The organism is Nostoc sp. UHCC 0870 (assembly GCF_022063185.1).
Lineage (GTDB): Bacteria > Cyanobacteriota > Cyanobacteriia > Cyanobacteriales > Nostocaceae > Trichormus.
Genome location: NZ_CP091914.1, coordinates 45,321 through 59,820 on the forward strand (window position 1 = coordinate 45,321; position 14,500 = coordinate 59,820).

The window sequence follows — 14,500 nt, forward strand, 5'->3', positions numbered from 1 at the left end:
TATCCAAACTTGACCGAAAGTGTTGAAATGTTTACATGACAAGAGGTGGAGATCGTGCTTTTTTTTCAGCAGTCATTTTGGTATATTGATTATGGTAAATACTGTCTAAAGCTCGTAGCTACTAAACGATAAACGCCGCATCATCAATCACAAACTCCGGTTCTGTTCCCAAGACCGCAATCTTACAACGAGTGTGGGCAGACATAGGATAAAATCGTACTTGGTCTTCGCGTTTATTTACCAGTCGAGTTAAGTATTTGGATAGAGTAGTGTACTGGTTCTCATCTAATACACACTCGAAAACTGACTTTTGTACCCGTAAACCGTAGGATTCTAAAAGTTTCGCCACTTTGTTACGGCGAGTATCGCTCACAATGTCGTAGCATACTAAATAGAACATTACTACTTCACCAGGGTTAACGGTGCTTTTTGGGATTCACTGATCTTGGCAAAGTCAGAATGTGCAGGATGATGTTTGAATGCAAGCGGACGATAATATTCCACATCACCCAGCAGACACGCAAGATATTCTCGTACTTGTAAGTCCATACACTGGCGATAGCTAAATTCTCCACCGTAGGGGTGTAGTACAAATGTTCTCAACTTAGATTCCCAATGTTGCAGGAAACGTTGCAAAATATTACGTGGCTGACCTTTACCGTTTCCATTCCCATTTCCGTTGGTGTGGGGGAAATTTCGGGCGAAATTTAATACTAAGTCGTCAACAATCGCAGTCCGAAACTCGGCGGTAAAATCCCATGCTAGGGGTAACTCATGGTGTACATTGCGGTGTAGGATGGCGTAATCGGGATGAAGCCCTGCGGTGTCAAGCAAGGTGTATATATATTGATGTAGCAGTTGATATCCCAAGTTAAATAACCCGTTTATACGCTGTTCCTGAAAGCGCGAACAGGAGTTATGAAACTTGAGTAGTGAAGTAACAGCATTATAATAAACTTGATCTGCTTCTTCGCTATATTCACGCAGTTGATCAACAGATGTTGCCAGTGATAAATTATCTATCAACAGTGTGAGGTAATTTAATGCACGCTGGGTTGTATGGTCGGCGTAATATCTAGTCCAGCTTTGCATAAATGTATGTTGGTTATGCAACTTTGCCCAGATAATACTTTCGGCAGTAGCGTGATTAAATTCTGCATTACGTGCGCGTTGGCGTTGATGAGTTTGATATTTATATTGGCGTTGTGCTGGGTTTTCTAATCTGCCTATGAATTCCCCATTTGTAGTTAAATAAAGCACTGGGATCTGATGAGCTACTACAGCTTTAACTACATCATTTGGTAACTTAATATTACCAAAAATAATGATTTGACTGACATTGCTAATTCGCAGGCTAACACATTGCTTTTGCTGGTGAAACACCTTTAAATAACGGTGTTGCACTTGAAAATTTGCCTCTGGCTCAGTGATGTAAATTGTGGACATAGTTAGAATTAAATAAAAGGTTAAAAGTAAAAAAACAATCGGCAACTGTTATGTTGTACGGCTTGTTCCCTTACTTAATTACATCCTCTCAGATGCCTATATAACCTGATATATAACTAAAATTACTTTGTATATAAGTTTGTATATAAGTTTTTTGGTGTATATAAATTGCGCTACGATACAAGTTATTTTATAATTGATTATTATGTATAATAAACATCCTCATTAATCTCTAAATGGCAGAATATGATAATCTCTGTAAAAACCTCGCAGAAAAATATCCCCGTGATTTTATTAGGTGGTTATTAAATCAAGAACCACAGCAAATTAAAATATTAATAACCGAATTGAGCATTGAACCAATTCGTGCTGATGCAGGACATTTTTACAAACAGAAAATCGGATTTTACATCTCGAATTTCAAACCACAATCAAATCTAAAACCCCACTAGGATTGCGGATGCTAGATTACTACGTCCGATTAACACAGAAATATCAACTTCCTGTTACCCAAGTAGTAATTTTCTTGCAACCAACCAGGGATGAAATTGCTTTTACCACAGAATATGTCAGCGAGACGACAATTCATCACTATCAAGTGATAAGAATGTGGGAGCAAGATTCAGCTATATTTCTGAATAATTTGGGCTTATACAGAGATTTTCGCGGGGTTAAAGTTTGAGCAAGATTTGATTCTGCGATTGTTACGGGAGGAGACTATGCAAGAATCAGTAATTTATCAGTATATTTTGGGCAAAGGTGAACAAAAAGAAGCTTTGCGTTTCTTAATGCGTCAGTTAAATCGGCGATTTGGCGAAATTGATTCAGCCATAATTGAGCGCATTCAAGTCTTGTCTACAGGACAATTAGAAGCATTGGGAGAAGAATTTTTAGATTTTATACAAGTCGGTGATTTAGTCACTTGGCTTGAGCAAAATCCTGGTCGTTAAATGATTCTAATTTTTCTAAAAAGAGATGAGATATACAAATATCTCATCTCTTTTTTTTGAGATGATGAAGATGAAAAAAGCGATGACCTCCGGTCGGTCGCAGACCATCGCCTTTTTTCTCCATACCACTACTCATCAAATATGAAAAGGCGATCGCATCAACATTTTCTTAATTCAACTTCCGAAGAAGTTTAAAGTCAAATAGCCGACCTGCTTCTTGCCGAAGCCTCAACGTTTCCATTAATTCAACTTCCGAAGAAGTTTAAAGATGTAAACGGAATTCACATTCGTAAAGTCGCTGACTGTTTCCATTAATTCAACTTCCGAAGAAGTTTAAAGACCAACGGATTCTAGCATCTGTTAGTTCGTTGTTAAACTGTTTCCATTAATTCAACTTCCGAAGAAGTTTAAAGCCATCACCTATTATCAAGGGTTGATGGCAGCGCGTAACGTTTCCATTAATTCAACTTCCGAAGAAGTTTAAAGATTTCTAGAAGCAATGCTCGATCAGGGCAGCTTCTAACGTTTCCATTAATTCAACTTCCGAAGAAGTTTAAAGCAAGTTGGATTCTACGACTGCTAATGTAATCAAAGAAGCTTGTTTCCATTAATTCAACTTCCGAAGAAGTTTAAAGAAAAGTTCAAATTGATAGGGCAAGATTACTAATCAATTTGTTTCCATTAATTCAACTTCCGAAGAAGTTTAAAGCTGTTTCATAGATTTGCTACTGCAATTGACGATTTGGTTTCCATTAATTCAACTTCCGAAGAAGTTTAAAGCTTAAGGCTGTTTGCTGGATAGCAAAAAAAGATTTTTTGTTTCCATTAATTCAACTTCCGAAGAAGTTTAAAGATCTACTCCCCCGCCCTGGATTCATACAGGGTCATGTTTCCATTAATTCAACTTCCGAAGAAGTTTAAAGGAGGCTGGGACTGATCAAGGACAGGATCGTATGCGTGTTTCCATTAATTCAACTTCCGAAGAAGTTTAAAGCATCAATAAGTTTGGTGGTATTAGTGAAGGCACTCGTGGCTGTTTCCATTAATTCAACTTCCGAAGAAGTTTAAAGCATTTTCCACAACACTGCCAGAATACAGTGCTTATGTTTCCATTAATTCAACTTCCGAAGAAGTTTAAAGAATAGAGTGTGTCGTGGTTTCGGTCAATGACCAAGAGTTTCCATTAATTCAACTTCCGAAGAAGTTTAAAGGCTTGGCTTCTGAAAACCTTACCCTGACTTAATTATATACAGCCAAATTTGCGGGGGGTCAAGACCACCTGTCAATAAGCCTAGTTTATTGAGAACAATACCCTAGAGGACAGCACTCAAACCCTTACCCAGAAAGCGATTTGCGGGGGGTAACGATAGAATCAGTATTTCAGCCATTGCCTACCCCCCGCAAATTTACATTTCGTTACATTTTCCAAATCATCGGTCGATACACCTTCACCTCACCCATCAAGCAAGCAATATACTCTCGTACTTGCAACTCAATACAGCGACGATAAGCCAATTTTTGCCCTGTATGAGTGTGTGTGATCTCCGATTGTAACTTTTCCTCCCAATGCTTGAGAAACTTTTTGAGTGCATGAGGCTGAAAATATACTCCTCCTCGTTCATCTGGATAAGTAAAATCATCAATTGTAAAAATTTCCGAATTTACCAGATAAGCAACCAGAGAATCAACTAACTGCGCTCTCCATTCCTCAACCAAATCACTAACCAAAGCCGGATGATTATCTCTCGGAACGTGCAAATTACCAAAATGAGTATGTAAGCCTACAGTTTGAATAAAGGAATGCACATTTTGACTCAACAGCGTATAACCCAAACTCATCATACTATTAATTGGGTCTTTTGGTGGACGCTTAGTCCGTTTTTCAAATTGAAATTTCCCAACAAATAAAGTTCCTAATGCTTGAAAATATGTAGTTGCTGCTTGTCCTTCATATCCCCGTAACGCATCCATAGTTTCTGCAAAAAACAATTTGTCCATCAAAACATCCAAATGTTTAATGGCTGCTAACACAGGAGTATCATCTATTTCTTGAGAATTGCGGCGACGGTTTAATCGCATCAACAAATTTCGAGAGTTATGTAACTTCGCCCAAACTATAGCCTCAGCTTGCTTTCTAGTAAACTCAGGATTTTGGGAACATTCAACTTGACGCGCCAAATATTCCACCTTCGCCATCCCTTCCGCCTGTAACCTCCCAAAATATCGTCCCTTCTGCGACAAATACATAATCGGAATCCGTCGCTGTAATGCTACACTCACAGCACCATGAGAAACATTACAACAACCAAACAAGACAATATTCGTCACGCGCATGACAGGAATTTTCATCCGCAATTCCCGTTGATAAAAAACCTGAAACTGCTGATTTTTGGCACTCAAATAAGCACCTTGATCCGTTATATATAGTGTAGTCATAGAATCCTGCCAAAGATGAGAAATAGGTGCGCGAGGAAGATTCGCCGGCTTGCTGATATCACAAGCTTTCGGTGGACGAGAAACAAATTTAAAAAGTCTTTCCTTGGGACGAAAGTAAGGCGTACCGGAAGCATTCACCAACCATTCCCCATTCAATTTAGGTTCTGGTGGTGGCGGTGCATAAACATGACCATTTGCAAAGCGATAGCCTAAAAACTTAAACTCCTCATGGGGTGCAAAAATCTGAGTTTTTTCTGGTTGCAAAGTCAGGTAAAGATTGCCCAACCAAGCTATGATTAAATCCAGAGCGCGGTTAGCCTCCGACCAACTACTACAAGCCACCGCAAAATCATCTCCATACCTAACTAAACTAATTCCATTCCCAAGACATCTTTTGTCAAAAGCCGTCAAATACAAATTAGCTAACGCACCAGAAAGTATTCCACCTTGCAATACACCTTTACCAAAATTAATGTACTTCCCAGCAATAATTAAACCAGCTTTGATTTGCTGTTCTAATAACTGCAAAATGGTACTGTCTAACTGCAAAGCTTCCAACTGAGTTAACAACAAAGCCCAAGATAAATTATCAAAAAACTGAGCAACATCAGCTTTAATAATCCAAGTAGAACGATATTGATAATAAGAGAATAATTGCTGTACGGCTTGTTGGATATTCCGCCCTGGACGATAAGCGTAACTACAATCAAGAAAAGTTTCTTCCAGAGGAAAATACAACTCCTCTAACAACAGACGTTGCACAATTCTATCTCGCACAGTGGGAATACCAACTAACCGCTTACCTCCACTTTTTTTAGTTAAATAAAATCCTTTAGCGGGACTAGGACAATAAGATTCCTGTTGTAACTGGCGTAGTAGAATTGGTAACTGCTCATCAACCGAAGCTGCAAACAAATCAACACTAATTCCATCCACACCAGCACTACGACTTCCCGCACGGACTTGACTCCAAGCGAAATACAGTTGTTCGATAGTGAACATGATTTAAGTTAAAAGTTAAAAGGCAAAAGTAATAGGTTCGTAGTAAGGACTTTAGTCCTTCAACTTTCTAAGGACTAAAGTCCTTACTACAAACCTTGATACCTTTAACTTGATTGTCGCTAACAGCTATATAAGTACCTGTATAAGTTTTGCCCAGAGGATATAACTTTGTATATAATTTACAAAATACGCCCAACCTCTTTTAAATGTTAACTTTTAACTTTCCTGACTATGCCAAAAAGGACATTAACAGCATCACCACAAGGTATTGAAAAAGCCAAGTATGCCTTATTACGTAAAAACTGGACTCAACAAACATTAGCTGATGATGTTCATGTAGCTTCTTGGGCAACTATTAGTAAATTTTTTAACGGTATACCAATTAGTTATAATCTTTTCACAGAAATCTGCACAATACTGGAATTAGACTGGCAAGATATCGCCATACCATCTAATTTAGATATCACAACAGAAAACCCAGAACAACCACTCACACCACTTGCAGAAATTTGGCAGCAACTGCAATCATTAGGTCATCCTAGTGAAAAAATGGGTTTAGTGTTAGTTAAAGAAGAAACACTGGGTTGGAGTTGGCAAAATAAAACTATTTATGAAAAGTCTGTATCAATAGGTAGTAAGATTCGCTTTGAAATTAATCTGGAACATCCAGGACATTTATTACTTATACAAAAAGATACATCAGGAAGTATTTGGTGTTTCTGTCCTTCGTGTTTTGCACCCCAGACATATTTAAATCAAGGTAAAACACTTTTACCACAAGAGGATTCACCAATGAAATCTTTTCAAATTGAAGGAACACCAGGTAAAGAAACAATTTTCGCAATCATCACAGAATCAACACCCATTTTAAATTGGCTACCGAATGAAAATGATGAACCATTAGAATTAACAGAAACTCATTTGAGTGAATTATGCGACTTTATTAGTCGCAATTCAACCTGTAAAATTATGTATACAGAATATGAAATCAAATGAAAATTGTAGATTGAGTTAAGCAAGTTGGTAGTAAGGACTTTAGTCCTTGAAAAATCAGGACTAAAGTCCTTACTACGAACCTTCAAAATTAGTTTTACAACTTATTACATCTTTTACACTTTTATTTTTCACTTGAATTATGGAAGAAATTATTAACCAATTAATTCAACTCAACTTAGAAGTAGTCAGACTAGCTGGAGAGGGTAATTTATCACAAGCGATGATTATTGCTCAACAAGCTGTAGATATGGGAATAAATCAGCGATGCACTGATAATTCTGCATATTGCGATAGCGTCAATAATCTAGCTGAATTATACCGGATTCAAGGACTTTATTCTCAAGCCAAGCCTTTGTATTTACAAGTTTTAGATATTAGAAAAAAACTCTTTGGTGTAGAGCATCCTGATGTGGCTCAATCTTTAAATAATCTAGCAGCATTATATTATGCCCAAGGTAACTATACAGTAGCAGAAGAATTATTTTTACAAGCTTTGGAGTTGTGGAAAATATGTTATGGACAAGAAGATTTTGAAATTGCTACAACTTTAAACAATTTAGCAGAAGTTTATCGAGAACAAGGACTATATTTCAAAGCTGAACAAGTACATTTAGAAACTTTATCAATGCGAAAAAGCTTGTTTGGTGATGAACATCCAGACATTGCTCAATCCTTAACTAATTTAGCAAATATTTATATATTAATAGGACGCTATGCTGATGCAGAAAAAATGCAATTAGAAACATTGGCTATGAAAAAACAATTGTTGGGAGATAAACATCCTGATATTGCTGCTAGTCTAAATAATTTGGGAAAACTATATGATGCTCAAGGACGTTATTTAGAAGCTGAAAGCAAATTTTGGGAAGCATTAGAAATTTCTCAAAACATATTTGGTGATGCACATCCTGATATTGCGAATATCTTAAGTAATATAGGTGGTGTTTATCAGGATAAGGGAAATTATATAGCAGCCGAGCAGAAATTTTTAGAAGTGTTGGCAATGAATCAATGCTTACTAGGAAATGAACATCCCGATGTAGCTCATAGCTTAGATAATTTAGCAGAACTCTATCTCATTCAAGGCAAATATTTAGCGGCTGAGAATAAGTATCTAGAAGCCTATGATCTAAGAAAGCGTTTGTTGAATGCTGAACACCCTGATATGGCTAAAAGTTTAAGTAATTTAGGATTGATTTACACATATCAAGGACGCTATATAGAAGCCGGAAAACAATATTTACAAGCCTTACCAATCTTAGAAAAGTTCCGGGGAAAAACACATCTGTCTATTGCCAATATTTTAACTAATATGGCTGGACTTTATGAGGAACAAGGCAATTATTCGGAAGCTGAACAAAAATATCTGCAAGCTTTAGAAATTCAAAAAACCAGTTTAGGTAATGAACATCCTGTGATTGCTGATACTCTACATCAAATAGCAGCACTTTACCGGGTACAAGGACGATATTTAGAATCAGAACAAGTGAGTATACAGTCTTTAGGAATGAGGAAACGTCTATTAGGAGAAAGACATCCATTAATTGCAGCTAGTTTGAATAACTTAGCAGTGTTATATGATGATTTAACTCAATATGAGCAATCAGAGTCATTACTATTAGCCGCTTTAGAGATTGTAAAAGATGTGTTTGGTAATGAACATCCACACGTAGCTAGTAGTATGAATAACTTAGCTGTAATTTATGATTTTCAAGGGCGTTATCAAGCAGCAGAGACATTACATTTAGAAACATTAAAGTTAAGAAAGTTATTATTAGGTGAAGAACATATTCAAATTGCTACTAGTCTGAATAATTTAGGAGAATTATACTTTTCTTTGGGACGTTACCCAGAAGCCGAACACAAATATTTAGAAACTTTAGCAATGCGAAAACGCTTACTGGGAGATGAACATCCTGATGTGGCCTTTAGCTTAAATAATTTGGCTACGCTCTTGACTGCTACTCATCGTCCAGAGTCAGCTTTAGCATATCGTGTGCAGGCAAGTAAAATTAATAACAAGATGATTCGCAATATATTTGCGTTTAGTTCGGAAAGTGATCGCCTGTCCTTTTTACAAAAAATCAGAAAAGATTTTGACTTATTCCTCTCCCTAGTATACAGCCACCTATATCACTCAGAGAATGCCAAACTGGCTGCATTTGACTTCATACTACAGCGTAAAGCCCTGACTGCATCAGCTCTAGCGGCTCAAAACGCTGCACTTAATAGTAGACGCTATCCCCAACTACAAGCACAGCTACGCCAGTTGAGTAATTTAAACTCACAAATCATCCACTTGACTTTTTCTGAAGAGTTGACCAGTTACAGAGAAAATTTAGCACAATTACAAGCTCAATATAACTACTTACAAAAACAACTGGCTCTGCAAGTACCGGAAATTCAGTTATCTGAGCTAAACTTTGACCGTCAGGTAATAGCCACAGCATTACCACCTGACTCAATTTTACTAGAATTCGTCCGCTTTGATGTATTTGATTTTCAAGCCATCCCAGCAAATGACGAAACACAATGGTATCCATCCCGATACTTGGTCTTTGTCTTCAAAGCTGGACAACCAGATACAGTAGAGATGGTAGACTTGGGAGCAGCCGCAACCATTGACCAACTGATTCAAGAATTCCACTTACAAGCATCCGACTATACCCAGGCGACATTAGGCTGGAGTAAAAATAGTCAAGCTCCTGCACTACAAATTAAAACTTATCATCCCCAAGCAGCGATTCAACTTAGTCAAGCATTGTTTGCACCCATTCGGGATTTAGTCAAAGATTGCAGACATTTAATTATTGCACCGGACAGTAACTTAAACTTAGTACCATTTCAGATATTACCTGTTGATGCTACTGGTTCGCGTCTATTAATGGATGAGCATACTATCAGTTATCTTAGTGTGGGTAGAGAAATTCTGCGTCCTCAAATCCAGTCATCAAGAAACTCTATATCTGCACCACTAATTATTGCTGATCCTGATTTTGATTTAAAAGCAGATTCAGTCTCGCAAGAGGAACTGACTTTAACTGATGTACCTACACAGCAAATACCAGAATTACTTAGCACTCTCACAGGTAAAAAATTGCTTCGCGCTCCTGGTACGCGGTTGTTAGGTGAAAGGGTGGCGAAAAAACTCCCAGATGCACAATTATATATAGGTGCAGACGCGCTAGAAATACGCCTGACAAAAAGCCTGTGTCCTAGTATCATGCTGATTGCTACCCACGGTTTATTTTTACCTAATTCTGAGTCCAAACCAGTCGCTAATAAACCTAACCTATTGAGTATGGAACGTCTGCGAACAACTAAGGTAAACAATCCCATGATGCGTTCTGGATTAGCTCTAGCAGGTGCTAATACTTGGCTATCTGGCGGAAATATCCCCAAAGATGCAGGTAAAGGTTTTGTGTTTGCTCAAGATATCGCCAGTTTGGATTTATGGGGTAATGAACTGACAGTTCTTTGTGCTTGTGATACTGCTAGAGGCGACATTCAAATTGGTGAAGGTGTGTTTGGATTACGTCGCGCTTTTGCAGTAGCGGGGACAAAAACTTTGGTGATGAGTTTATGGCCTGTTCCTGACAAAGTGACTGCTTTACTTATGGAGCGTTTCTTTGATAATTTGCAGTCTAGTATGGGTTGTATGGAAGCTTTACAAGAGGCGCAAAATTATATACGTAACATGACAGTTCGAGAATTACGACAGTCTGCTTTAGGTTTAGAAGTATTAAAAACATTGTTAGATGTAGAAGAATTACTTGCAGATAGTAAAATTAACTGCCAAGAAAATGATACACCTCTAAAGCATCCTTTTTACTGGGGAGCATGGATTTGTCAAGGGGAAAACAATACTCTGGCGGGAAAAATTTAAAGTTAAAAGGGCAAAAAATGTAGGTTGGGAAGCCACCGCCTTGGACGGGTCTCCCGGCTTGGGGCGAGTGGCGTTTGACGTTAGAAAACCCAACATTGATCAAGGTGTTGGGTTACTCTACGAGAAGGCTTACGCCTACGCTTTCGCTTCAACCCAACCTACACCTAATCCATCATTTTAGTCGTGTCAGTCCACTACGTTTAATTTATGTTAATAATTATTTGAAAGTGCTGTTTACAGCAATGGGGATACTAAAGATTGTAGTTTATATGGGGTGTTCAGATTAGTCATTTCTGCGTCAATCCAAGGTTCACGCATTTCTTGATTAAAGATTAATTCGTGATTGATGCGTTGGAAAACAATAGTTTCATAATTGAAAAGCAGCACAGCATTTCCCTTGATTTGTGTGAGCAAATTCATACAGGCTCGAATCATTGTACGCATTCCTTCCTCAAAATCTTGATTGGGATTAACACGAAAACCAACGAATACAGATGGTTTATAACCAAGTTTTTCAGCAAAAAGTAGTTGATTGTCTTCATCCTCTATATGTGAATTTATCATCACCCCTGACCCATGTAAAGTTTCTTGTTGCCATTTTAAATCAAGCTTTTGAGATAGTATTTGTAATACTTGCTTTGGTGATAAATCAGTCTCCAGTTCTAATCCATAGCTTAAAGCCATGACTCACTCCTTGTTTGCTAAAGTTATTTATGGGAATAAAGGAATAACTTGACCATCTTTGATGACAATAATTTCCTTTAGTCCTTCGATTGGTTTTCTATTTAAAATACTTTCTAAGTCATTGATGTTGACATTACTATCTTCAAGATTGAGAACAATTCTTTCAGTTTGACCTTCCTTGATTTTTTGGCTAATATTTTTACGAATTGTATCAGTGTTAGAGCCAGAAGGAGAGTAAGCATCAAATGTTTCACCTTCTATCTTATAGTCAGGTTTTTTCCCATTAGGTAAAGGTGCTGGATTTTGTTGGACATCATAGCCTTTATCAGCGAGAATATCAGCTGATTCATTTTCTCGTCTGATACTTCTTTGAGTTTCTTTGTTAGATTGAGGATTAATTTCGCTCTTAGTACCACGAGGTTTACTTCCTGGTTGTTTAGAACCTGCTGTCCTGTTAGGTTTAGTAGTATCTTGAGGATTTCTGTCAGGACGTTGATTGTTGTTATTATTCCCGCCACTATCATTACCAGTGTTGTTTCTTCCACGAGCAATATCAGATTGATTGACACCTGGTTTTTTAACTCTTGGTTTACCGTTAGCAATGCTACATAAAATATTGATTGCACCAGATACTCTACCACGGGGTATTCTTCTGCGATCGCACAATTGTAACCCTACATCTACAGTATCTCTCCAATCGGGTGTAATTGCGGCTAATTCCGGTGACATAGCTAAAGGTTGTATATTTCTATTACCTTCTGGAACTGCTACTAGAGTCGTCACTAAATCGTACAAATCATAAACTGTTAAAGCTGCACCAATAAGAGTCAGTAATGGTAAAGCCTTGTTTCTACCTGTACCTAATTCTTTACTGCTTTGCTTATCGGTAATCCGCAATAGCAACAAACCAGTATCTTGAGCATTTCCTTCAGTTATAAAGCGTGCGTAAACACCGTTAGATAGTTGACTCCAAGGAGTTGCTAAAACATTTCCTGTTCCTTGAGTTCCATCATTAATAATGAAAATATCTGATAAATTGCGCCAATCACTACCACGAGAGACTAATCGTTGATGAACCTGTTTAGTTGCGAGTAAAGTCCGTCCTACATCTCCCAGATTTTGAGCAATAAATGTCTCAAAGGAGGGTAAATTTAAGAAGCGTGAACCTTCATTCCAAGTTTTTTCTACTTGTTCCCACCATCCTGAATTTAACTTAGCACGATGCTGAGGAATTAATTTATTTACTAATTCCTGCATTGGTTGGGGCATATTCTCATAGGATATACCTGATTGGATAGCCCAGGAAAGATTTTGTAAGTCTTGATGAGCAAGATCAGAATTAGCTGTTGCTAAATTTAATGCCGCTAATACCTCCTTACGCTTTCCTCCGTATTGTCCTAAAAGATAACGATGTCCATTGGGACTTGCTGCTACTTTTTGCAAACAGTAAACTTCCACAAAAATAGCATAATCCCCAGGAGGTATAGCATCTTGTGGATTAGCATTCTGTAAATCAAGCACTACAGGGTTAAATTCATTTCCTGGAAGAGAAGGAGTTCTCGGAAACAGTTTGTCACTGCTCACTGTGACTGGGGCATTTTTTTCTGATATTTCTCTGAGTTGTTTGGCTAATAGTGATTCTGTCAATTGTCCACTATCAATACAAAATCCAGCAACACAGATTTTTTTACCACCAATTACACGATTTATATCATCGAATAGACCCTTACGAAGTTCTGGTTGATGAGTAATAACCTCAGCAGCTATTGCCTGTTGTTGAATATTGACTACATTATTGGTTAAAATTAGGCTCAGTAGTAAATTGGTAATTATTTTATTATTAGAATTCATGGTAAACCCCATTGATTAATATCAAATTGCTCTCAATTGAAGCTTTAATGATATTTATAGATTACAAATGATCAAAAATTAGTGGGGCTATTTAATGCGAATGACAAAAATGGAATCATTGACACTAAAATTATTGACTTAGAAGTTTAGTAGGGTGCGTCAGTGTCAAAAAACCTAACTAAAACAACATGGGTTCGACGAATTTAAAAGACCCCTCTCCAAACCTCTCCCCTGCAAGGAGAGAGGCTTCAAAACCTTCATTTTTCCTTGAGCTTTCAAGATATTTAAGCCCCTCTCCGCGTCGGAGAGGGGTTTGGGGAGAGGTCATTGAACTCACGTTAAACCAAGAAATTATTTATACTGACGCACCCTACATTCTAAATTGATTGTGAATTGACTCGTCTTCTTGATCTGTAATTTCCTCCATATCCATAAAAGCGTACTACGTAAGTTGTACAGAGATTATATCGACCCCTATCGTAAGTCCCATTGCTGTAGACAGCTTTAATATCATAAACACATTGGTAGTTATCATCATGAAATGTGACCTTTGTTGTTTCACCACTCGATACGATAGAGTTGAGAATATTTGACCCCCAAGAGTCAGAATATTGCGAAGAAACATAAAAACCAACAATTGCTAGTCTATTTCTGTTATAAACAGAGAAATCACGAATGTCGTTTGCTAAAGATTGTTGGCTAGCGACTGATAGGGTTGAAAATGCTAAGGTAGCACCTATTAAAGTGTTGCGAAGTTGGGTCAACATTGTACAAATCTCCTAAAGTTAAATAAACTTTGCTGAAAATATGCTTGATAATTTCTATGCTGAGAATGAGTCATTGCACATTCATGTGTTGATTTCCTCATTCACAGTTGATTAGTGGCGATATATATAGATTACAGGTGACAAAAATAAAGATATCTTTCTTGATGCGAATGAGGAAGCCAGTCAATGAATATATTAAAAACCCCTATTCATTCCAAATAGGGGTTTAACTTTTATTAGTCAAATTTATGTTTTCTTTCTGAAATTCAACTTCTAAAGAAGTTTAAAGTTTCTTTCTTATTTTTCTGCGTTGAAAAGGCATTTGGTTTCCATTAATTCAACTTCCGAAGAAGTTTAAAGTCTGAAAGAACTTTTTATTTCCTATGGTAAGCCTGGTTTCCATTAATTCAACTTCCGAAGAAGTTTAAAGTGTGAATGGAAACGGCAAACTTCCGCTCTCGCCCAAATCGTTTCCATTAATT

At 37.4% G+C, this 14,500-nt stretch carries 9 protein-coding genes, 1 pseudogene and 2 CRISPR repeat arrays (1 of these 12 running past the window's edge); of the genes and pseudogenes, 4 read left to right on the forward strand and 6 right to left on the reverse strand.

Going from position 1 to position 14,500, the window contains the following annotated elements; genetic code table 11:
- Positions 1-121: 121 nt before the first annotated feature.
- Together cas2 and cas1 (L6494_RS27325) are read right to left on the reverse strand one after the other, a co-directional pair.
- Entirely contained in the window at positions 122-400 is a 279-nt protein-coding gene (cas2, locus tag L6494_RS27320; RefSeq protein WP_179049594.1) for a CRISPR-associated endonuclease Cas2, read from the reverse strand.
- A 2-nt stretch (positions 401-402) separates the two neighbouring features.
- Positions 403-1,446: a CRISPR-associated endonuclease Cas1 gene (cas1, locus tag L6494_RS27325; protein WP_237996794.1), complete on the reverse strand. Its 1,044-nt coding sequence runs from the start codon at positions 1,444-1,446 to the stop codon at positions 403-405.
- 236 nt (positions 1,447-1,682) lie between these two features.
- Here cas1 (L6494_RS27325) and L6494_RS27330 point away from each other — a divergent pair.
- Positions 1,683-2,396 (forward strand): annotated as a pseudogene (locus tag L6494_RS27330) (Rpn family recombination-promoting nuclease/putative transposase).
- A gap of 162 nt (positions 2,397-2,558) precedes the next feature.
- A CRISPR array of direct repeats spans positions 2,559-3,607; the repeat unit is 35 nt; unit sequence GTTTCCATTAATTCAACTTCCGAAGAAGTTTAAAG.
- 205 nt (positions 3,608-3,812) lie between these two features.
- On the opposite strand, the gene cas1 (L6494_RS27335) reads toward L6494_RS27330, so the two are convergent.
- Positions 3,813-5,834, reverse strand: a complete 2,022-nt coding sequence (gene cas1 / locus L6494_RS27335; protein WP_237996802.1) for a CRISPR-associated endonuclease Cas1 — start codon at positions 5,832-5,834, stop codon at positions 3,813-3,815.
- A gap of 231 nt (positions 5,835-6,065) precedes the next feature.
- Between cas1 (L6494_RS27335) and L6494_RS27340 the strand changes: the two genes are divergently transcribed.
- The 3 genes from L6494_RS27340 to L6494_RS27350 all read left to right on the forward strand — a co-directional run bounded on the left by L6494_RS27340 (position 6,066) and on the right by L6494_RS27350 (position 10,897).
- Positions 6,066-6,830: a DUF4384 domain-containing protein gene (locus tag L6494_RS27340; RefSeq protein ID WP_237996804.1), complete on the forward strand. Its 765-nt coding sequence runs from the start codon at positions 6,066-6,068 to the stop codon at positions 6,828-6,830.
- A 139-nt stretch (positions 6,831-6,969) separates the two neighbouring features.
- Positions 6,970-10,716 (forward strand): CHAT domain-containing protein, encoded by a 3,747-nt coding sequence (locus L6494_RS27345; RefSeq protein WP_237996805.1) that lies wholly within the window; start codon positions 6,970-6,972, stop codon positions 10,714-10,716.
- A 40-nt stretch (positions 10,717-10,756) separates the two neighbouring features.
- The gene (locus L6494_RS27350; RefSeq protein WP_237996807.1) at positions 10,757-10,897 is read left to right on the forward strand and encodes a hypothetical protein; all 141 of its coding nucleotides are present in this window, start codon (positions 10,757-10,759) and stop codon (positions 10,895-10,897) included.
- Positions 10,898-10,950: 53 nt separating this feature from the next.
- On the opposite strand, the gene L6494_RS27355 is transcribed toward L6494_RS27350, so the two are convergent.
- The 3 genes from L6494_RS27355 to L6494_RS27365 form a co-directional block, all read right to left on the reverse strand.
- Entirely contained in the window at positions 10,951-11,400 is a 450-nt protein-coding gene (locus L6494_RS27355) for a SitI3 family protein (RefSeq protein WP_237996816.1), read from the reverse strand.
- A 27-nt stretch (positions 11,401-11,427) separates the two neighbouring features.
- On the reverse strand, positions 11,428-13,251 hold the full coding sequence (locus L6494_RS27360; RefSeq protein ID WP_237996818.1) for a hypothetical protein: 1,824 nt from the start codon (positions 13,249-13,251) through the stop codon (positions 11,428-11,430).
- 377 nt (positions 13,252-13,628) lie between these two features.
- Positions 13,629-14,018, reverse strand: coding sequence for a hypothetical protein (locus L6494_RS27365; RefSeq protein WP_237996821.1), 390 nt, complete (start codon positions 14,016-14,018; stop codon positions 13,629-13,631).
- Between the two features lie 325 nt (positions 14,019-14,343).
- Positions 14,344-14,500: direct repeats of the CRISPR family, unit length 35 nt; unit sequence GTTTCCATTAATTCAACTTCCGAAGAAGTTTAAAG; it runs 1,022 nt beyond the window's last position.

Bases quoted from the DNA above. Each gene is read 5' to 3' on its own strand.
- cas1 (WP_237996794.1), bottom strand. From the start codon at position 1,446: ATGTCCACAATTTACATCACTGAGCCAGAGGCAAATTTTCAAGTGCAA.
- L6494_RS27360 (WP_237996818.1), bottom strand. From the start codon at position 13,251: ATGAATTCTAATAATAAAATAATTACCAATTTACTACTGAGCCTAATT.
- L6494_RS27355 (WP_237996816.1), bottom strand. From the start codon at position 11,400: ATGGCTTTAAGCTATGGATTAGAACTGGAGACTGATTTATCACCAAAG.
- L6494_RS27345 (WP_237996805.1), top strand. From the start codon at position 6,970: ATGGAAGAAATTATTAACCAATTAATTCAACTCAACTTAGAAGTAGTC.
- L6494_RS27365 (WP_237996821.1), bottom strand. From the start codon at position 14,018: ATGTTGACCCAACTTCGCAACACTTTAATAGGTGCTACCTTAGCATTT.
- cas2 (WP_179049594.1), bottom strand. From the start codon at position 400: ATGTTCTATTTAGTATGCTACGACATTGTGAGCGATACTCGCCGTAAC.
- cas1 (WP_237996802.1), bottom strand. From the start codon at position 5,834: ATGTTCACTATCGAACAACTGTATTTCGCTTGGAGTCAAGTCCGTGCG.
- L6494_RS27340 (WP_237996804.1), top strand. From the start codon at position 6,066: ATGCCAAAAAGGACATTAACAGCATCACCACAAGGTATTGAAAAAGCC.